This is a genomic window from Pseudomonas sp. ANT_J28 (genome assembly GCF_008370005.1).
Lineage (GTDB): Bacteria > Pseudomonadota > Gammaproteobacteria > Pseudomonadales > Pseudomonadaceae > Aquipseudomonas > Aquipseudomonas frigoris.
Map to the genome: position 1 here is coordinate 114,385 of NZ_VOBM01000015.1, position 19,791 is coordinate 134,175.

At 60.7% G+C, this 19,791-nt stretch carries 19 protein-coding genes and 1 pseudogene; 8 read left to right on the forward strand and 12 right to left on the reverse strand.

Annotated elements, in window-relative coordinates:
• Nucleotides 1–85 precede the first annotated feature (85 nt).
• On the reverse strand, nt 86–1,396 hold the full coding sequence (locus FQ187_RS13235; RefSeq protein WP_149629832.1) for an MFS transporter: 1,311 nt from the start codon (nt 1,394–1,396) through the stop codon (nt 86–88).
• 170 nt (nt 1,397–1,566) lie between these two features.
• Between FQ187_RS13235 and FQ187_RS13240 the strand changes: the two genes are divergently transcribed.
• Both FQ187_RS13240 and FQ187_RS13245 read left to right on the forward strand, forming a co-directional pair.
• On the forward strand, nt 1,567–2,679 hold the full coding sequence (locus FQ187_RS13240) for a sugar diacid recognition domain-containing protein (RefSeq protein WP_149629833.1): 1,113 nt from the start codon (nt 1,567–1,569) through the stop codon (nt 2,677–2,679).
• A 152-nt stretch (nt 2,680–2,831) separates the two neighbouring features.
• Nucleotides 2,832–3,974: a glycerate kinase gene (locus FQ187_RS13245; RefSeq protein ID WP_149629834.1), complete on the forward strand. Its 1,143-nt coding sequence runs from the start codon at nt 2,832–2,834 to the stop codon at nt 3,972–3,974.
• A 145-nt stretch (nt 3,975–4,119) separates the two neighbouring features.
• Here the strand turns inward: FQ187_RS13245 and FQ187_RS30910 are convergent.
• A pseudogene (locus tag FQ187_RS30910) lies at nt 4,120–4,949 on the reverse strand (DNA cytosine methyltransferase).
• A gap of 46 nt (nt 4,950–4,995) precedes the next feature.
• On the opposite strand from FQ187_RS30910, the gene FQ187_RS13255 reads away from it, so the two are divergent.
• A complete protein-coding gene (locus tag FQ187_RS13255; protein WP_149629835.1) occupies nt 4,996–5,199 on the forward strand; it encodes a hypothetical protein in 204 nt (67 codons plus the stop codon).
• 96 nt (nt 5,200–5,295) lie between these two features.
• Here the strand turns inward: FQ187_RS13255 and FQ187_RS13260 are convergent, their stop codons facing one another.
• From FQ187_RS13260 to FQ187_RS13295, 8 genes are all read right to left on the reverse strand, one after another.
• A complete protein-coding gene (locus FQ187_RS13260; RefSeq protein ID WP_149629836.1) occupies nt 5,296–6,165 on the reverse strand; it encodes an oxaloacetate decarboxylase in 870 nt (289 codons plus the stop codon).
• A 130-nt stretch (nt 6,166–6,295) separates the two neighbouring features.
• On the reverse strand, nt 6,296–7,330 hold the full coding sequence (astA, locus tag FQ187_RS13265; RefSeq protein WP_149629837.1) for an arginine N-succinyltransferase: 1,035 nt from the start codon (nt 7,328–7,330) through the stop codon (nt 6,296–6,298).
• Between the two features lie 61 nt (nt 7,331–7,391).
• Nucleotides 7,392–8,408: an arginine N-succinyltransferase gene (locus tag FQ187_RS13270; protein ID WP_149629838.1), complete on the reverse strand. Its 1,017-nt coding sequence runs from the start codon at nt 8,406–8,408 to the stop codon at nt 7,392–7,394.
• A gap of 119 nt (nt 8,409–8,527) precedes the next feature.
• Entirely contained in the window at nt 8,528–9,877 is a 1,350-nt protein-coding gene (locus tag FQ187_RS13275; protein WP_149629839.1) for an APC family permease, read from the reverse strand.
• A 57-nt stretch (nt 9,878–9,934) separates the two neighbouring features.
• Nucleotides 9,935–10,687, reverse strand: a complete 753-nt coding sequence (locus FQ187_RS13280; RefSeq protein WP_149629840.1) for an N-formylglutamate amidohydrolase — start codon at nt 10,685–10,687, stop codon at nt 9,935–9,937.
• Nucleotides 10,671–12,002: a glutamine synthetase family protein gene (locus tag FQ187_RS13285; RefSeq protein ID WP_149629841.1), complete on the reverse strand. Its 1,332-nt coding sequence runs from the start codon at nt 12,000–12,002 to the stop codon at nt 10,671–10,673. The genes FQ187_RS13280 and FQ187_RS13285 overlap by 17 nt, the downstream gene beginning before the upstream one ends.
• Nucleotides 11,999–12,643, reverse strand: a complete 645-nt coding sequence (locus FQ187_RS13290; RefSeq protein WP_149629842.1) for an isochorismatase family cysteine hydrolase — start codon at nt 12,641–12,643, stop codon at nt 11,999–12,001. Before FQ187_RS13290 ends, FQ187_RS13285 begins: the two co-directional genes overlap by 4 nt.
• A 2-nt stretch (nt 12,644–12,645) precedes the next feature.
• Nucleotides 12,646–13,500 carry a MurR/RpiR family transcriptional regulator gene (locus FQ187_RS13295; RefSeq protein ID WP_149629843.1) on the reverse strand — a complete coding sequence of 285 codons (855 nt, stop codon included), beginning with the start codon at nt 13,498–13,500 and terminating at the stop codon, nt 12,646–12,648.
• A 342-nt stretch (nt 13,501–13,842) separates the two neighbouring features.
• On the opposite strand from FQ187_RS13295, the gene FQ187_RS13300 reads away from it, so the two are divergent.
• Complete coding sequence (locus FQ187_RS13300) at nt 13,843–14,415, forward strand: histidine phosphatase family protein (RefSeq protein WP_149629844.1); 573 nt, start codon at nt 13,843–13,845, stop codon at nt 14,413–14,415.
• Nucleotides 14,415–15,170, forward strand: a complete 756-nt coding sequence (gene cobF / locus FQ187_RS13305) for a precorrin-6A synthase (deacetylating) (protein WP_149629845.1) — start codon at nt 14,415–14,417, stop codon at nt 15,168–15,170. The genes FQ187_RS13300 and cobF overlap by 1 nt, the downstream gene beginning before the upstream one ends.
• Before the next feature lie 124 nt (nt 15,171–15,294).
• On the opposite strand, the gene ftrA is transcribed toward cobF, so the two are convergent.
• Nucleotides 15,295–16,269, reverse strand: coding sequence for a transcriptional regulator FtrA (ftrA, locus tag FQ187_RS13310; RefSeq protein WP_149629846.1), 975 nt, complete (start codon nt 16,267–16,269; stop codon nt 15,295–15,297).
• 101 nt (nt 16,270–16,370) lie between these two features.
• On the opposite strand from ftrA, the gene FQ187_RS13315 reads away from it, so the two are divergent.
• Nucleotides 16,371–16,805, forward strand: a complete 435-nt coding sequence (locus tag FQ187_RS13315; RefSeq protein ID WP_149629847.1) for a rhodanese-like domain-containing protein — start codon at nt 16,371–16,373, stop codon at nt 16,803–16,805.
• An 8-nt stretch (nt 16,806–16,813) separates the two neighbouring features.
• Here FQ187_RS13315 and FQ187_RS13320 read toward each other — a convergent pair whose 3' ends face one another.
• A complete protein-coding gene (locus FQ187_RS13320) occupies nt 16,814–17,446 on the reverse strand; it encodes a type 1 glutamine amidotransferase (protein ID WP_149629848.1) in 633 nt (210 codons plus the stop codon).
• 248 nt (nt 17,447–17,694) lie between these two features.
• Between FQ187_RS13320 and FQ187_RS13325 the strand changes: the two genes are divergently transcribed.
• Both FQ187_RS13325 and FQ187_RS13330 read left to right on the forward strand, forming a co-directional pair.
• Entirely contained in the window at nt 17,695–18,474 is a 780-nt protein-coding gene (locus FQ187_RS13325; RefSeq protein WP_056746669.1) for an ABC transporter substrate-binding protein, read from the forward strand.
• Nucleotides 18,475–18,572: 98 nt separating this feature from the next.
• Nucleotides 18,573–19,685 (forward strand): succinylglutamate desuccinylase/aspartoacylase family protein, encoded by a 1,113-nt coding sequence (locus FQ187_RS13330; RefSeq protein WP_149629849.1) that lies wholly within the window; start codon nt 18,573–18,575, stop codon nt 19,683–19,685.
• The last annotated feature ends 106 nt before the right edge of the window (nt 19,686–19,791 follow it).

Genomic DNA, 19,791 nt, shown 5'->3' on the forward strand with positions numbered 1-19,791 from the left:
GTGGGAGAAAGCCTCAATCAAATACCAGAATGGTGGGGCGGGGCAAACGGAAATATCGCCCCCCCGGACCAAACTAATGAAATGGCTACCCCCGCAACGTCCGCGTCATACGCAGCGCCAACAAACTCCCGCAAACAATCACGCCCGCCAGCAGGTAAAGCGCGGCATCGGTTGACCCGGTGCTGTCCTTGACCCAACCCACCAGATACGGACTCAGGAACCCGGCCATCTGCCCCATGGAGTTGATCAACGCCAAACCACCCGCCGCCGCACCGGCGCTGAGCAGCGCAGTCGGCACCGGCCAGAACATCGGCAAACCGGTGAGGGCGCCCATGGTGGCGATGGTCAGGCCGAGGATAGCAATGGCCGGCGTAGTCGCAAAGTTCACAGCGATCAGCAAACCGACCGCGCCCATGAGCATCGGCACCACCAAATGCCAGCGGCGCTCTTTGCGCAGGTCCGCCGAGCGGCCGACCATCAACATGAACAGCGCCGCCAGCAGGTACGGAATCGCACTGAGCCAGCCGATCACCAGGTTATCGCTGAAGCCCAGGTTTTTGATGATCGACGGCAGCCAGAAGTTGATCGCGTAGACGCCGCTCTGGATGCAGAAATAGATCAGACCAAACGCCCAGATCGCCGGGTTCTTGAACACGGCCAGCAGCGAGTCAGTGGTGGTTTTCGGTTTGTTGGCCAGGTCTTCAGCGTGGTCGGCTTCCAGCACCGAGCGCTCGAACGGCGTGAGCCATTTGGCGTTGGCGTAACTGTCGCTCAGCAGGAAGTAGGCGAGGGCGCCAAGGATCACGGTCGGAATGCCTTGGAGCAGGAACATCCACTGCCAGCCCGCCAAACCCGTCTGGCCTGCGCCAAAGTGATTGAGAATCCAGCCGGAAAACGGGCTGCCGAGCAGGCCGGACACCGGGATCGCCGACATGAACAGCGCCATGATGCGGCCACGGCGGAAGGTCGGGAACCATTGCGAGAGGTAGAGCACCACGCCCGGAAAGAACCCGGCTTCGGCCGCGCCGGTGAACAGGCGCAAGGTGTAGAACTCGGTCGGGGTGGTGACGAACAGTAAACAGGTCGAGAGCGAGCCCCAGACGATCATCATCAGCGCGATCCAGCGGCGCGGGCCGAATTTGGTCAGGGCCAGGTTGCTGGGGACGCCGCACAACACGTAGCCGATAAAGAAGATCCCGGCCCCGAGGCCGTACACGGTTTCGCTGAATTTCAGTGCGTCGAGCATCTGCAGCTTGGCAAATCCAACGTTCACCCGGTCGAGGTAGTTGAACAGGTAGCAGATGAAAATGAAGGGAATCAAACGCAGGGTAATGCGTTTGTAGACGGCGTTTTTTTCGTCAGTGATGGCCTGGGTAGCGGCGGCGCTCTGTGACATGGCGGGCTCTCTCTTTATTATGATTTTTTGCGATGCAAAGGGTAACGTTGATCGCCCTGAGAGTCTCAGCCACCCTCAGGGTTGCTGTCTTTGTGCCTGAGCACAGGGTTTGCAACCAAGGCCTGTGCGGGTGAACAATCCGCTCCATCACGCTTTCAAGGATCCCCGCTATGTTCGAACTCGATCACGACCTGGCCCAGGACATCGTCGACCGGGCGATGGCCATCCTGCCGTACAACGTCAACGTCATGGACAGCCAGGGCCTGATTCTTGGCAGCGGCGAACCGGAGCGGGTCAACACCCGGCATGAAGGCGCGCAACTGGTGCTGGCCAACGGGCGGGTGGTGGAGATCGACGCCCAAACGGCGATTCATTTGAAAGGCGTGCAACCGGGCATCAACCTGCCGCTGTTGCTCGATCAGCGTTTGATTGGCGTGCTGGGCATCACCGGTGAACCCGATCAATTGCGCACCTATGCCGAACTGGTGCGGATGACCGCCGAGATGCTGGTCGGCCAGCGCAATCAGCAGGCCGAACAGCAATGGCGGCGTCAGCGTTGCGATGATTTGCTGGCATTGCTGCTCAGTGAGGCCGGGGATTCGCCGCGGCTGATCGACGAAGCGCAACAGCTTGGGCTCAAGCCGCAGATAACGCGGGTGCCGTATCTGTTCGAGTTAGGGATGGAACACGGTCCCGGGCAAACCGTCGAAGCGCTCAGCGCCTGGCTGACCTCGCGCTACCCGGACAGTTGGTGCGTGAGTTCGGCCAAGTCCTCGTTGCTCTGGTGCCGACCGGCGGCGCAGGCGATCGAGAATGACCGGTTGCTGGAAAAACTCGACGGCCTCGGCTGGAACATTCTGCGCATCGCCGTGGGCGGGCAGGCCGATGGGCTGTCGGGATTGCGCCGCTGCTATCGACGTGTCGGCGACTTGCTGGCCTATGGCCGCGATGTGTTGCCGCGTTCGAGGTTGCTGACGCTCAATCGGTATCGGCTGCCGGTGATGCTCTGGCGGCACCGCAACGACGACGCGCTGGACGAGTTGCTCAAACCGCTGCGCAAAGTCATCGCCAAGGATGGCAACGGCCAATTGCTGGCGACCCTGCGCAGTTGGTGTGATCACGATGGTCAGAGCCAGGCCTGTGCCGATGCGCTGGGCATTCATCGCAACAGTTTGCGTTACCGGATGGAGCGGATTGCCGAGCTTAGTGGTGTTGATCCGCTGAAGCTGGACGGGATGCTGGCTTTGTACCTTGGTGTGCAACTGCTTCCGCAAACTGAGTAGAGATGTGGCGACTGCAAGGACGCCTTCGCGAGGCATCACAATGCCGGTTTTGTTGGAATGAACAATAATCGTCATGACCGCTTGTGCAGCGGACCGGCGTTATTGTTCTTGCCTGCTGGCAGCATGGAGCGCATTGGAACTGGAGAATTCGCATGAAAATCGTCATCGCCCCCGATTCATTCAAGGACAGCCTGAGTGCCCAGGGTGTGGCTGACGCCATTGCTCTGGGGTTGGCGCAGGTTTGGCCCGATGCGCTCCTGGTCAAATGCCCGATGGCGGACGGCGGGGAGGGGACCGTCGAGTCTATTCTGGCGGCGTGCGAGGGCGAACTGCACCGCACCCATGTCCGCGGGCCGCTCGGCGCAACGGTTGAGGCCGTTTGGGGCTGGCTGCCCCAGAGCCACACCGCGATCATCGAAATGGCCGAGGCCAGTGGCCTGCAACTGGTTCCGCCGGGCAAGCGTGACGCCTGCATCAGCAGCACATTCGGCACCGGCGAGTTGATCCGCGCGGCGCTCGATGCCGGGGCGCAACGGGTGATTCTGGCGATTGGCGGCAGCGCCACCAACGACGGCGGGGCGGGTGCGATGCAAGCCTTGGGCATCAAACTGCTGGACGCCCAGGGCCAAATACTGGCACCGGGCGGCTTGGCCCTCGCGCAACTAGCGCGAATCGACATGAGTGAAGTCGATCCGCGTCTGGCCGAGGTGCAATTCGACATCGCCGCCGACGTCAACAATCCACTGTGCGGCCCTCACGGTGCCTCAGCGATTTTCGGCCCGCAAAAAGGGGCATCACCCGAGCAAGTCCAGCAACTGGATCGCGCGCTCGGGCACTTTGCCGAACGATGCGCTCAGGTATTGAACAAAGATGTACGTGACGAACCGGGCAGCGGTGCGGCAGGCGGCCTGGGCTTCGCCGCCAAAGCGTTTCTGGGGGCGCAGTTCAAGGCCGGGGTCGAAGTGGTCGCCGAACTGGTCGGCCTGGACGATGCGGTCAAGGGCGCCGACCTGGTGATCACCGGTGAAGGTCGTTTCGACGCCCAGACCCTGCGCGGCAAGACGCCGTTTGGTGTGGCGCGTATTGCTCGGCAGCACGGCGTGCCGGTGATCGTCCTCGCCGGAACACTGGGGGAGGGTTATCAAGCACTGTACGAACATGGCATCGATGCCGCGTTTGCCTTGGCCAGTGGGCCGATGACGCTGGAGCAGGCGTGTGCCGAGGCACCGCGGTTGTTGCGGGAGCGGGCCAGTGATGTTGCGCGGGTTTGGCGGGTGGCTTTGCGTAAGGCTTGAGTCTTGCTGATGCCGAGCGCGAAAAACTCGGGCGCTGGTGCGAGGTAAATGGAGTTTAGGTTTGTTGCGTGTGGTGCAAGGGAATTTCGGAAACTGAGACGTTGGGGTTAGGCAGCGGAGATGGTCGTCTCTGCTGCCTTTGTTTTTAGTGTGCCTTAATTAGCTTTTCGGCAATCCATTGCGCGATTTGCGTAACGACGGCGTTTCCGGCAGCGAAAGCCTCTGCAAGGTTGGCCGCATCCACTCCGAGGCAAAGCCCATCATCTTCAGACGCTCGCTGCCGCTCAGCCATCTGATGCCATCCGTTCGGTTGAGCGACGAAAGTGGTACAGCCCATAGCGATTTGGGAGCCTGCTTTGTTTGCCAATAGAGTATTGGCAGCCCATGCATCCGCTGGGCGTGGCCACGCGATCTTGCTAGACGCTGGAGGTATTGCTTCCACTGGCGCGGCGTCAGCCAGCAGCTCCATGGGGGGCATTCGTCTGTAACCTGCGACCAGGAATACGCGACGACGTTGCTGGGGGACTCCGAAATATTGAGCATTAAGCACTCGCCAGAATCCCACATACCCGCATTGCGCAAGGGCCCGGATGACTTTTCAAAGTCTTGGCTATCGTTGATAGCGAGCAGGTTAACGACATTCTCAAGCACCACCCAGCGAGGTTGTGTCTCTTTGAGGACTCGTATGACTTCCCAGAATAGGCCGCTGCGTTGGCCACGCAGGCCTCGGGTTTCTTTGTTGCTGGGTCTGGCGCCGGCAAGGCTGATGTCTTGGCAGGGAAAACCGCCGGTGATGACGTCGACGGGACGGAGGTGGCGGACGTCTTCGAACTGGACGGCGTGTGGAAATCGATCGGCAAGGACAGCCCGGTTGATGGGGTTGAGTTCCACTTGCCAGGCGGTGCGGTAGCCTGCGTTTTCGAATCCGACATCAAAACCTCCTATGCCTGCGAACAGGCTTCCAATGGTGGGCAATGGGCGAACTGCTCATCCATTCATCTGATCGATGCCGGGGTGACCTATGGCTAATCAGCCGCTGCCCCCCGCACTGGCCGGTGATCTGGCGGACACCTTGTCCAGCCTGAACCTCAAAGACATTTCCGATTGCGATCTGATGCGCGTTACCCGGGCGGTTCATCTGCTGATGCGCGAAGGCTGCGCGATGCTGGATGTGGTTCAGGCGCGGGCGTTGCAGCGGGAGGAGGGGTTCAAAGCCGCGGTGTAGGCAAGATCAAAAGATCGCAGCCTGCGGCAGCACCTACATAGAGATGGCGTACACCCTGTGAGCTGCCGAAGGCTGCGATCTTTTCGGTGGAATCGGTTACTCCTTCACGCTCATAAACTCTTCCGCCCAACGGATGTATTCCTCAGGCTGCGTATAGGTGTGGGTCAACTCGGTCGCATTCAGGTCCGACGCCTGAGTAAAGATCTGCCGTTGTTCCCGCAGGCTGTCATACGTGGCCTTGATCGCGGCGAAGTAGGCGCCGTGGCCGTCGATGGTGACCCGCACGCCCAGTTCGGCCAGGCGTTTATCGTCGCGCAGCAACGGGTTGCCGTAGGTGACCAACATCAGCGGCACGCTCAGGTGCTCGGCGATTTGTTCGAGGTGGTCGAAGTCCCGCACGCCCACCATGCAAATCCCGTCCGCACCGGCCTGCTGGTAATGACAGGTACGGCTGATGACTTCCTGCGCCGGCAGGATCCCGGCGTTGGTGCGGGCGATGATTGCCATTTCCGAGTCGACCCGTGCTTCCAGTGCTGCGCGGATCTTGCCGACGCCTTCCGCCACCCCGATCAGGTCGGTGGATTTGCGGCCGAACTGGGCGGGCAGCAACGTGTCTTCAATGGTCAGGGCGGCGATGCCGGCGCGCTCAAGTTCGACGATGGTGCGCATGACGTTCAGCGCGTTGCCGTAGCCGTGGTCGGCGTCGGCGATGACCGGCAATTGGGCGACACGGCCAATGCGAGTGGCCTGCTCGGCAAACTCACTGAGGGTGATCAAGGCAAAGTCGGGGGCGCCCAGTACCTGCAACGATGCGACCGAACCGCCCAGGATCCCCACTTCAAAACCCAAGTCAGCGGCAATGCGGGCCGACATCGGGTCGAAGACCGACGCCGTGTGATAGCAGGTGCTGGAAGCGAACAGCTCGCGAAAGTTACGGCGCAAATCTTGATGAGAAAGCCTGGACATATGAGTTCCACCACTGCAATGGGAATGGAAGGGCTTGAGCAAAAGTGTCAACGCCGAAGGAACAAAAGGCTATCACGCGAGCGGGGGAAGGATGATGACGAATTTGCAGAGGCGGACGGACCACCGTCGGTCACGCCGCCACCGACTGCTGTTGTTGATTGAGCAGCGGCACGGCGCGTACCGAGTTGCCGGGTTGCAGTTGCAGGCGTTTGGCGGTGAGGCGGTCGACGATCAGGCTGTTGCCCACCTGCCTGGCCTGGGCGGCGGTGATGCGGCAGTTTTCCAGGCGACGGTTGTGGATCAGCCACACCGGGGCCTGCTCGTCGGGCGTGCCGATGGCCAGCAGCAGCGGTTGACTGTCGCGCACGGTGCGGATATTCGAGACCGGGGCTTCGATCACCGGGCCGGCGTCGAAGATGTCGATGTAACCCTTATGGGCAAAACCTTCGGCGGTGAGGATTTTCAGCGCCGGTTCGGTGTTCGGATGCGCCTTGCCGATCACGGCCTGGGCCTGTTCGGTGAGCAGGCAGGTGTAGAGCGGTTGGCGTGGCATCAGTTCAGCGATGAACGACTTGTTGCCCAGCCCCGACAAGTGATCGGTGTGGCTGAAATCCATCTTGAAGAAGTGCCGGCCCAGGCTGTCCCAGAACGGTGAACAGCCTTGTTCGTCGGCGCTGCCACGCAGTTCGGCGATGAGTTTGTCGCCGAACAGGTGCGGAAACTCGGCCACAAAAAACAAACGCCCCAACGACAGCAATCGACCGTTACTGCCCTGGCGTTGATCGGGTCGCAGAAACAGCGAGCAAATCTCCGATTGGCCGGTCATTTCATTGTTCAGGAACAATGTCGGGATCTGTCGCCGGATACCCAGGTCCGGTGACGAACTTACCGTGAGCCCGACCCGGTAGTTGTACCAGGGTTCGCGCAGGCCCACGGCGCCCACCAGGGCACTGACGCCCACCAATTGCTGATCGTCGTCTTCGAGCACGAAGAGGTAATCGGCATCGGCGCGTTCGACCTGTTCGGCGAAGGTTCGTTGGGCCCAGCGCACCCGGTGGGTCAGGCGTTCCTCGTTGGCCGGTAGGGTGGTGAAGCCAGGGCCTGCCTGGTACACCAGGTTCAGCAAGGCGGGCAGGTCGGTGACGTGAACCGGGCGGACAATCATGATGCAACTCCTTCTGCACGCCCGCTCGGGCGCTGTCGTTGGGCGCGGGGCCGGGTGATGCTCACAGGTCGATCAGCCGGATCGGGCTGCCTTCGGTGACGTTCAGGGCGGTGCACATCTCGGCGCTCAACTTCACAGGTTGTCCGGCCTGGTAATCCAGATCGGCGACGATGGCGCGATAGTCCTTCAGCGAATCGTTGCTCACCAGATAGCTGCCGCGTGCGTCGATGGGCGAATCCAGCCGAGCCGTGCCGGTCTGGCTCTGGGCGATGGAGCGGATGCCGGGAGTGCGCGCATACAATGTCGGACCGCCGTCGAACAGGTCGATGTAGCTGTTGGTTTCGAAGCCTTCGCGCTCGAGGATATCGAAGGCCTCCTGGCCATCGGGGTGGATACGACCGATGCAGTCCTGCGCAGCCTGCGGCAGCATCGGCACGTAGATCGGGTATTGCGGCATCAGTTCGGCGAGGAAGGTTCGGCTTTCCAGGCCGCAAAGTCGCTCGGCCTCGACGTAGGGCAGGTCGAAGAAATGCTTGCCCACCGCATCCCAGAATGGCGAGTGTCCTTCATCGCTGCTGAAGCCGACGATCTCGGTGATGACGGCTTCGGAAAATCGCTGCGAGTGGGCGGCGATGAACAATAACCGCGCCCGGGACAGCAGTTCAGAGAACCGTGTGCGCACCAGCGTCGCGTCAATATGAAACCCTCGCAGCAAGGTATGGCCGCTGAGGTCGTGACACAACGACAGCGCGGGCACGCCGTGCTCGATGTTCAGCTCCCGCGAGGCGCTGGTGAAATGCCGGTTGCGCAGGCTGTAGAACGGCTCGCTGAAACCGGCGGTGGCAAGGATCTCCGAGCAGCCCACCAAACGCTCTCGAGTCAGATCTTCCAGCACGAAGAAATAGTTCTCCGGGCCATGACCCTCAACGTCTTTTTCGAATGAGGCGCAGGAGTCGAGAATCTTCTCGCGCAGGCATTCGGTGTCGTCCGGCAAAGACGTGACGCCTACCAGACTGTCGCGCGCCAGTTGTTGCAACTGGGGCAGGTCGGTTAACTCGACTGGGCGTAAGACCAGCATGGATGCACTCCTGTATCAAAGGGTTCGGCGGTTGGCACCGAACCTGACTATCACTGTCGGTTTCCACGCGTTAAATCGGCGGTCGCCTGATTTTTTGTCAGACGCCGCTCTTTTTCTTGTCAGCCGTTGCTTGGGTCGGGCAGTACCGTGCGGGTGCCCACCTTGTTGAGTACAAACAGGTAGACCAGGCCCAGGGCAATCCAGATCAGGCCGAGTTTCTGTGCATCGACGCCCATGTTGTACATGATGGCCGCGACAATGATGAAGCCGATCACCGGGCAGATCAGGTGACGGATCACCTGGCCGGATTTCTGCCGACGCCAGTAGTAGTTGATGACCGTCAGGTGCAGCAACATGAAACCGCTCAGTGCGCCGAAGTTCACCAGTGAGGTGAGGGTGTCCACCGAGTTGATGAACAGGTAGCAGATCACCAGCGACAGCACGGCCACCAGGTAGATGCTCACGTACGGCGTGTTGTGTTTGGGATGAACTTTGGCCAGTACCTTTGGCAGCTTGCCGTCCCGGGCCATGCCAAACAGCAGACGAGACACCGCTGCTTGAGAGGTGATTGCCACCGCAACACCCCAGGCCAGCGCTGTCGCCACGGCGGTCAGGGTGGCCAGCCAGCTGCCGGCCGCGAGTTCAGCGATTTCATAAAAAGCCGTGTCAGCCGATTTGAAACCCATGCCGGCCGCCAGATCCGTCGCAATCCAGGTCTGCACGACGAAGATCACGCCCATGACCACCAGCGTGATCAGCGCGGCCTTGCCGACGCTGCGGCCCGGGTCACCCTTGATCTCTTCGGCGAGGGTGGAAATCGCATCGAAACCGAGGAATGACAGCACCGCAATCGACACCGCTTGCATCAGCAGGGCGAAGTTGAACGTCTCGGGGTTGTACAACGGCGCCAGTGTCAGCTGGCCGTTGCCGCCGCCACTGTGCAGCGCGTTCCAGGCGTAAAACAGGAAGATCCCCAGCACCACCAGTTGCGCCAGCAGAAAGATGATATTCATTCGCGCGGTGAAGGTGATGCCCCGCAAGTTGACGAAGGTCGCGCTGACCAGAAAGGCCAGAATGAAACCGACCTTCGGAATGTCCGGGTACAAATGATTCAGGGCCATGGCCGCGTATACATACAGCAGCGGCGGAATAAGCAGGTAATCGAGGAGCATCAGCCAACCGGCGATAAACCCTACGTGCTGGTTCAGGCCCCGTCCCGCATAGGAGTAAACCGAACCGGCAATCGGAAAGGCCCGGGCCATGCTGCCGTAACTCAGGGCAGTAAAGAGCATCGCCACCATGCCGATGATGTAGGCCAGCGGTACCAGTCCCGGCGCCTCGGCGTTGACGTAGCCATAAACACCAAACGGTGCGATGGGGATCATGAAGATCATCCCGTACACCACCAGGTCTGTCAGTGACAGGCTGCGTTTCAACTCTTGCTTGTAGCCGAATTCCTCTATTTCCATGAAGCGGTTCTCCTTGATATGTAAGCAGCTACAGGCTGCGAGTGTGTGGCGATTGCTTTACAACAGTGGCGCCAGGTATTCAGTAAATCGACGGACGTCTTCAGGCGTGCGCAGCAGGTCGTTGCGCACCTCGATCAACACCGACTCCAGGCCTCTTGCATCGCCATGGACCGGCACGGTCATGTCGCCCAGCGTATTGATTTTGTATGGCTCATTACCGGCAACCTTCAATGGATGCTGGCTTAAGCCATCGATCAAACGCTGGGCATATTCCCTGCCCTCGCCAAACAACACGCCGATTTCCAGCGCACGAGGCTGGCCGTGATAGACCGGCGTGAAACTGTGAACCCCCACCACCCGCACCGGCCGGCCTTGAGCGACACGTTTGTCGATCAAGTCTGTCAGACGCGAGTGAAACGGCTCGAACAAAGATTGCCGTCGATACTCGCGGGTGGCTTCGTCCAGGTCCCGGTTGCCCGGCACCTGATAAATCTCGCTCTGCGCCGGAATGCTGTCCGGGGCTTGACGCGGTCGGTTGAGGTCGACCAACAGTCGCGAATAATTGGCCACCAACAGCGTTGCGCCCAATGCTCGGGACAAGCCCTCGGCCAGCGCCAGGGCGCCGATGTCCCAGGCGATGTGCTCACGGGCCGCCTCGTGACTCAGGCCCAGGTCATTTAACCCGGCCGGAATAAAACGGCTGGCGTGCTCGCACACCAGAATCAACGGGTGGCCGGAGTCTTCCCGGCTCAGGGTGTACGCGGGCTCGGTGTAAAGACCGAGCTCAGCAGATTCAGTACAGGCGCGCATAGTGCTCACAGCGTTCGGCGGGCGACAGCTGTTCCGTCAGCGTCAGTTCCTCGGTTTTAAGGGCGAAGTAGGTGTCCAGCAACACGCTCGGCAGGGCTTCAATCAGTGCTTCGCTGTTGCGCAGGCAGTCCAGGGCCTGGGCAAGGGACGCGGGCAGGGCGACGATGCCGCGCGCCTGGCGTTGCTCTTCGTTCAGGGAGTCGGGGACTTCATCGGTGATTGCGTTCAAGGCCAGGCGTTGCTCGATGCCCAGCCGACCGGCAATCAGCAGCGCGGCCATGGCCAGGTGCGGCGAGGACGTGGCGTCCATGGCGCGAAATTCCAGGTTGAATTGCGATGCCACCGATTTGCCGCCCAGGCTTGTCGTCGGGCAGATTCGCAGCGCCGCTTCGCGGTTGCGTTGCCCGAGGCACGCGTAGGACGCGCTCCAGTGATGAGGCTGCAAACGCTCGTAAGACACCGGCGTCGGCGCGGTAAACGCACAGAGCGCCGGCAGGTGATGCAGGATGCCGGCGGCCCAGTGCTGGCCGAGGGTCGACAAGCCATTGGTGGTGCCGGCGTCGTACATCACCGGTTGGCCAGCCAGGTCGAGCAGGCTGACGTGCAGGTGCACGCCGTTGCACACCGCATGCTCCGAGGTCTTGGGCGCGAAGCTCAACTCCAGGCCCATTTGCCGGGCGATCTCGCGGGTGATTTCACGAACGTTCACCGCGCGATCGGCAGCGGCCACCCCAAGGGTCGGGCGACAGGTGATTTCGTACTGATGCTTGCCGTACTCGGGCAGGAACATTTCCGGTTCGACGCCACCGGCACGCAGGGCGCTGAGCAGCCAACCGCCAAACTCAGCACCCTGACGCTGGGCTTGCAGAGAAAACGCCAGATGTTCGACGTCGCCGGTGTTCAAGTTGAATTCATGCTCGAACGCCGCATTGACCTGCAAGCCCAACTCGGCGCGATAACGCTCTACCTCGTTGCGTAACACCGTACGCGGGCAGGCACCCCATGGGCGGCCATCGGTTTCGCGAATGTCGCTGTGAATAAAATCCAGCGCCGGAGCGTTGGCATCCGGGCCGTTACTGACCGTCACTCGGCTGGCCGGATCAGGCATCAGCCGCAAATCGCCATAAGCGCCCCACGGGTTGGCGTAGGCGATGATGTCTTGCGGGGTCAGCGCACTGTTGGCCGGCACCCAGCCACAACCTGTCCTTTGATAGTGTTCGAGTTCGTCCGTGGGAAAGGAGCGCCCGCGTGTCACGCCGATCAGGTCGGTGGTGACGAGGGTGGTCATGGGCAGTGGCAGCAGGCGCTCGCTCATGGCTGCATCTCCTGCAATCGGCCGAGCACAGTCTGTGTGTCGGTAATCCAGCAGTAACCTTTGATTGCATCCAGGCAGGCCTGATGCCGCTCGGCTGTGTAGGTTGCGCAGGCATCGTCCACCAGCGTTACCAGGTAGCCGCGGTCCGCGGCGTCACGCACCGCCATGTCCACGCACTGGTCGGTGACGATGCCGGCGATGATCAGGTGTCGCGTCCCGAGGTTATGCAGCACGTAGTCGATGTTGGTTGAGTTGAAGACCCCGGACGAGGTCTTGGGCAGCACAATTTCGTTTTCTGCCGGGGTCAGGTCGTCAATGATCCGCGCTTGCGGGCTGCCCTTGGGCAAGTGCATGTCCGAGAGTTTGTGGTCCAGCGAGCGGTCGCGGCCGTCGGCGGTGAGGCTTTCGATGATCGTGTGCAGCACGTTTTGCCGGGAGCTGCGAAAGGCGCTGAGCAACCGGCGTTGATTGGGCACCACCTGCATGTGGGTGCGGGTCAGGAAGTACTCGGCGTCCGGTCCGTTGAGGTGCGGGTCGAACTGCGGCTCCAGCCAGGCGCGTTGCATGTCCACCAGCAACAGCGCGGTGTGATCGGTGACGAATGGCAAATCCCGGGGTGAGTGGTGGGGGAGCTTGAACATCCTTATTTATCCTCCAGCAGATGGGTGTCGAAGTCGGTCCGCAGGGCGTCGATGCCTTCCAGGCGATCGGCCAGATCCGGACTGCGCAAGGTCAGGCAGGCAATCAGCGCCTCGACCTGAGCCAGCGCCGGAACCAGGGAGTCGAAGGCCGACACCGATTCCACCGGCGCACTGATAATCAGGTCGGCCATTTCCCGCAACGGTGAAGCATAGATGTCGGTGAACAACACCACGCGTGCATATTGACTTTTCGCCGCATTGGCCACGCGCAGGGCCTGTGACTGGTAGCGGCGATAATCGAACACCAGCACCACGTCCTGACGCTGCACGTCGAACAATCGGTCAGGCAGTTGCGCGTTGTCTTCCAGGGCGAAACAGCCTGGACGCAGCAGGCGCAGGTGGTTGAGCAAGTAATTGGCGAGGAAACTGCTGAAGCGCCCGCCGAAGCAATGCACCTGATGGCGGGTGTCGAGCAGCCACTCCACCAGAATCCGCACATCTTCGGGTTGGGTCAGCGCATGGGTGTCCGCCAGCGCTCGATGGCTATCCGCCAGATAATGGCTCCAGGCGTCACCTTTCTGAAGATGAGAGCGAGGCTGCAACAGGGCGCTGGGGGAACGGAGGCGGTGGTCCATGTCGCTGAGCAGGGCATCCTGGAAATCGGCATAACCGCTGAAACCCAGTTTTTTGACCAGTCGCACGATAGTGGGATCGCTGACACCGGCATGTTCGGCCAAACGCGACATCGGGCCCAGTCCGTTACGCGGGTACTGGTCCAGCAAGGCACGGATGACTTTGCGTTCCGACGGCGTAAGTTCCAGGCCGGGATCGGTGATCAGGTCTCTGAGAGAAGGCATCCGGGCTCCTGCTGGATGGATGTGTCGGTTTCATTTCATAAATTGCTAAAACAGTATTTATGTAGCGGACTCGACATGTCTAGTGAATTTTTCAATGGTTTTTCAAAACCCCAAAATAGAGCGAAAACCCCGTGGGCATTGGGCTACATGGAAGTCGACTGAGCTTGTAGGCCATCGCCCATAGTGATATCGGATATTGCCGATTTTTTCAGGTGTATCAAGTTTTCGAACCTGGATGGCCGGATCAAACGAAACGCCCTGGATCGCGCTTCTTGCGGCACAATTGGGCAATTATTCGCGGCGTGACGCCGTTCTCAATTTCCATCGACAGAGTGATCCTTCGTGCAGGCGACCCGTTTGACCCTGATGTGCCACGCTCGAACCGTCGCACAGAAATTGGCGTGTTTTCCTACGAATGAGCCAATAGAGATGGATTGGCAATTGGCAAGGGGATCGCGTCGTGCTCAGTTCAAGGGGACGCCGCGACTGGTGTGTGGACCTGAACTGCGAACCCGGCAAACCGCCGAGTTGTTCGGCAGCGACGTGGAGATTGTCGCGGCATTGAGGGATTGCGATTTCGGGCTCTGGAACGGCGTACGGATCGACGATCTGCAAAAAACCGCAGCTGAAACGCTGCAGATCTGGCTCGATGACCCGAATTCGGCGCCCCACGGTGGCGAGTCGGTGGTGCAACTCGGTGAGCGGGTGGCCGCTTGGCTGAAAACGCTGGAGGCCACACCGGGGCACATCGTTGCCATCACCCATCCGTTTGTCATGCGCGCCGCGCTGACGCAGGTGCTGCAAGGCGCAGCGTTCAACCTGATCGACGTTGAACCGCTGTCGGCCATCGAGTTGCGGTTCAACGGTCGCTGGCGCTTACGCTTGCTGGGCACTGACTCTGAGGGAGCACATTGATGAAAAAACTTCTGGTCATCGGCATCGGCGCCGGCAACCCCGACTACATCACGATGCAAGCCGTGAAAGCGCTGAACCTTGTCGATGTATTTTTCGTCATGGACAAGGGCCAGAGCAAAGACAAACTGATCGACCTGCGCCGCGAGATCTGCGAGCGCTACATCATCGATCGCGACTACCGCTTTGTCGAAGCCCACAGCCCGGAACGCGAACGCGGTGATGTGGACTACAAGGCCAGCGTAGAAGACCTGAACCTGGCCAAGCAGCAGACCTTCGAACGGTTGATCAGCGAGGAAATGACTGACGACCAGTGCGCCGGTTTTCTGGTGTGGGGCGATCCGGCGTTGTACGACAGCACGATCCGGATCTTGCAGGCGATTCTGGCCTCAGGCCGGTGCGTCTTCGAATTTGAAGTGATCCCCGGCATCACCAGTGTTCAGGCGCTGGCTGCGCAACATAAGGTGCCGCTGAACCGCATTGGCCGCTCGATTGAAATCACAACCGGCCGACGGCTGGCGGCCGGGCAGGTGAGTGATGCCGACAGCCTGGTGGTGATGCTGGATGCGGAGGACTCCTACCATCAGGTGGCGGATCAGGAGGCAGAGATTTATTGGGGGGCCTACCTGGGGACGCCGGATGAAATTCTGATCAGCGGCAAGCTCAAGGATGTGGCGGATGAGATCGAACGGGTGCGCAAGGCCGCTCGGTTGGCCAATGGGTGGATTATGGATACGTATCTGCTGCGCAAGCCTTGAGTGCATCGGTGTTTGGGCTGACGCCTTCGCGAGTAAGCCCGCTCCCACAGTTGACCGAGTTGTCTGGACGGACGCGGTCTACTGTGGGAGCGGGCTTGCTCGCGAAGAGGCCCTCAAACACACTTCAAAAAATTGCTTTAACCTCACGCCCAAACCGCTCCCGATACACCGACGGCGGCACCCCGACCACGCTGCGAAACGCCACCCGAAAACTCTCCACCGAGCGATAACCGCAGCGCTGGGCAATCTGGTCAGTGTTCTGGTGGGTGCTTTCAAGCAACTCCCGAGCCCGGCCCAGGCGCTCATGCTGCAACCAGGCTTTGGGCGGCATGCCGGTGGCTTCCGTGAAACGGCGCAGAAACGTCCGTTCACTCATGGCCGCCTCACTCGCCAGCTCGCGTACCTCCAGCGGTTCGTGCAAACGCTCGCGTGCCCACTGCATGACGCGCGACAAATCGCTACGCGGCGTAGGACTGACCGGTGTCGGAATGAACTGCGCCTGACCTCCGGTGCGTTGCGGCGACATCACCAGCCGCCGCGCCACCGAGTTGGCCACTTGCGTACCGAAGTCCCGCGCCACCAAATGCAGGCAGGCATCGATACCGGCAGCGCTGCCGGCCGAGGTGATCAGCTGACCGGAATCGACATAGAGCACGTCCGGGTCCACCAGAATGTTCGGAAAACGCTCGGCCAACTCAGCGGTGTAACGCCAGTGCGTGGTGGCGCCGCGACCGTCGAGCAAACCGGTGGCCGCCAGCACGAACACACCCGAGCAGATCGACAGCAGCCGCGCCCCCCGTGTATGGGCCTGGCGCAGGGCCGCGATCAATGCCTCGGGCACCGGGGCGCTGCGATCACGCCAGCCGGGAATGATGATGGTCCGGGCGTTCTCGAGCAGCTCCATACCGCCATCGGCCATCACCTGAATGCCGCCCATGGCGCGCATCGGGCCTTGATCCACGGCGGCGATCCGGTGCTCGTACCAAGGGAAATCGAACTCCGGACGGGCCAGGCCGAAAATCTCTACGGCGATGCCGAACTCGAATGTACAGAGGCCGTCGTAGGCCAGAATCGTGACCAATCCAGGGATGGGCTGCATTTGGCGGAAAGTTCCCGATGAGTGTCTTGTGCGCCACTGTAGCCGCAAGCATCGGGCGGATAAAGTCTTCTCACACCCACCGAGACTTTGGAGTACAGCCCATGACCAGCTTGGTCCGCGAGATTCCCGCCGCCCCATCGGCCATCGCCCTGATGCATTTCAGCAACCGTCTGACCTTCGAAACCGACTGTTCCGACGTCTACGGGAGCCAACAGGCCGGCGAGGTGGATTTTGTCCTGGTGGACGTGCGAGGTCCGCTCGCGTTTGAGCGTGGCCATGTGCCGGGAGCGATCAATATTCCGGGGCGACTGCTGAGCGCTGAAGGTCTGGCGGCCTACCCGAAAACCAGCGTGTTCGTGGTGTATTGCGCCGGGCCCCACTGCAACGGTGCCAACAAGGCTGCCGTGAAACTGGCGGCGCTGGGTTACCCGGTCAAGGAAATGATCGGCGGGGTGACCGGGTGGCTGGATGAAGGGTTTGAGTTGAGTGTTGCGGTGCGACGGCCTGCCAGCACCGTGATCGGTTGCGAATGTTGATCTTGCTTCTAAACGGATGCCCACCACCCATCCAGCGTCGCCTGCAACCACTCGAACACGGTTGCGTAGGCGGCGCTGTCCTGTTGACCCCGGGGCAGCGGTGACTCGTCGCCAAAGTGTTCATTGAGCATGGCCACCGATTCAGCCGTCCACTCCGGATGAAACTGCAAACCCACCCGCGTCGACCCGACGCGATACATCTGCTGCTCGCACTGATCACTGCTGGCCAGCAACTGCGCGTTTGGCGGCAGGTCGATGGCGTCTTCGTGCCATTCCAGCACCTGCAACGCCTGGCCATCGACAAAGGTCACGGGCGTCCATCCGGTTTCGGTTCGATCCATCCGCCGCACCTTCCCGCCCAGGCTCAGCGCCAGCAACTGCGCCCCCAGACAAATCGCAAAAACCGCCGCGCCTTGGTCCAGACTGCCCGCCAGCCACTGGCGTTCGGCTTCCAGCCACGCTGGCCCGGCGTTGGATTCATAAGGCCCGCCCAACAGGATCACGGGGGCTGCACTCGACGGCGGCAACTGGCCGAGGTCAGCGCGAAACACATTCAGCGTCAAACCTCGGGACTCAGCCCACGTGGCAATGGCGCCAGGACCTTCGGCGGGGTGGTGCTGGATCAGGTTCAACGTAGGCATAAGGGCTCTCTTGTAGTTTTTGCTTGTAGGTTTTGTCTGAAAAAAGGGCTTGTCCTACAGTCTTTGCACCGGCTTGGCGCACGCTTCAAGGGTCTTGAATCCGTTGGCCACTTTTCTATAAGTATTTGTCGCTTAAACACAATTTGCCCTCCTTGCGCCGCTCTAGACTGCCGGCCACTTCGGTGCTCTCCAATCGGAAGCAGCTACCGAAAGCTGCCAATAAAAGCCTCCGCACACAGGAGTTATAAATGAAGAAGCTAGTGATGTTCGGTGCCCTGGCACTGTCGATGTTGTCCCTGACGGCTGTGGCCGAAGACGCCAAGCCGATCCGCCTCGGTATCGAAGCCGGTTACCCGCCATTCTCGATGAAAACCCCTGACGGCAAACTCACCGGCTTCGACGTGGATATCGGCGACGCGCTGTGCGAGCAGATGAAAGTGAAGTGCACCTGGGTCGAGCAAGAGTTCGACGGCCTGATCCCGGCGCTGAAGGTCAAGAAAATCGACGCGATCCTGTCGTCCATGACCATCACCGACGATCGCAAAAAGAACGTCGACTTCACCATCAAGTACTATCACACCCCGGCGCGCTTCGTGATGAAGGAAGGCACCGACATCAAAGACCCGCTGACCGAACTCAAAGGCAAGAAAGTCGGTGTGCTGCGCGCCAGTACCCACGACCGCTTCGCCACAGAAGTGCTGGTGCCGGCCGGTATCAATCTGGTTCGTTACGGCTCGCAGCAGGAAGCCAACCTGGACATGGTCGCCGGTCGTCTCGACGCGATGCTGGCCGACTCGGTCAACCTGGACGACGGTTTCCTGAAAACCGACGCCGGTAAAGGCTTCGCTTTCGTCGGCCCGACCTACGAAGACGCCAAGTACTTCGGTGGCGGCGCCGGTATTGCTGTGCGCAAGGGCGATACCGCCCTGGCAGAGAAATTCAACACCGCCATCACCGAAATCCGCGCCAACGGCAAGTACAAGCAAGTGCAGGACAAGTACTTCGACTTTGACGTTTACGGCCAGTAATCACGCCGTTCAAAAAAGTGGCAACCGTTGACGCGGTTGCCACTTTTTTTATGCCTTGATGATTTATTCTGCGCAACACGCGAACACAGGAGCACCCCATGCAACGCATCGACCATTCACTGCCCTGGAGCCACCTAGGCACCGAACGCACCCTCAGCGTGTTTCGTTATGGCGCGGGCACTCGCAAGGTCTACATCCAGGCCAGCCTGCACGCTGATGAACTGCCGGGCATGCGCACGGCCTGGGAATTGAAGAAGCGTTTGACCGAACTTGAAGCCCAGGGTCAGTTGCAGGGCGTGATCGAACTGGTTCCGGTGGCCAATCCCATTGGCCTTGATCAGCACCTGCAAGGCAGCCACATGGGTCGCTTCGAGCTCGGCAGCGGCAAGAACTTCAACCGCTCCTTCGTCGAACTCGGCGCACCGGTGGCCGAGTTGATTGGTGATCGCTTGGGCAATGACGCGGCGGCCAACATCGCGCTGATTCGCCAAACCATGGGCCAGGTACTTGACGGTTTGCCAGCGCCGACCTCGCAGCTTGAAGCCATGCATCGCTTGCTGCTGCGCCATGCCTGTGAGGCCGACATCACCCTCGACCTGCATTGCGATTTCGACGCGGCGATTCATTTGTATGCCTTGCCGCAACACTGGCCGCAGTGGCAATCCCTGGCGGCGGGTTTGAAGGCCGGGGTGGCGTTGCTCTGTGAAGAATCCGGCGGCAGCTCATTCGATGAGTCGTGTTCAACGCCGTGGTTGCGCCTGGCAAGGGCTTTCCCTGAGGCCGCGATCCCGCCGGCCAACCTGGCGACGACGCTGGAGCTGGGCAGCATGGGTGATACGCGAGTCGATCAGGCTCAAGCCAATTGCGAGGCGATTCTCGGCTTCCTCGCCGAGCAGGGTTTCATCAAAGGCACTTGGCCTGCGGCACCGAGCGAATGCTGTGAAGGCATGCCGTTCGAAGGCACTCAATACCTGTTCGCACCGCATCACGGGGTCGTCAGTTTCCTGCGCGATTCGGGTGAGTGGGTGGAGAAGGGGGATGCGCTGTTTGAAGTGGTCGATCCGCTGAATGATCGGGTCACCACAGTTTGCGCCGGAACCAGTGGCGTGTTGTTTGCTATCGATCGCGGGCGCTACACCCAACCGGGTACATGGCAGGCGAAAGTGGCGGGGCGTGAGCCGATTCGGGCTGGGAAGTTGATTAACGACTGAGGATCTTAGTCGTTTTCGAGGCCGCTTTCGCGAGCAAGTCGGATCGCCGCACCGCCGCTCCCACAGTTGACCGAGTTGTCCGGACGGATACGGTCAACTGTGGGAG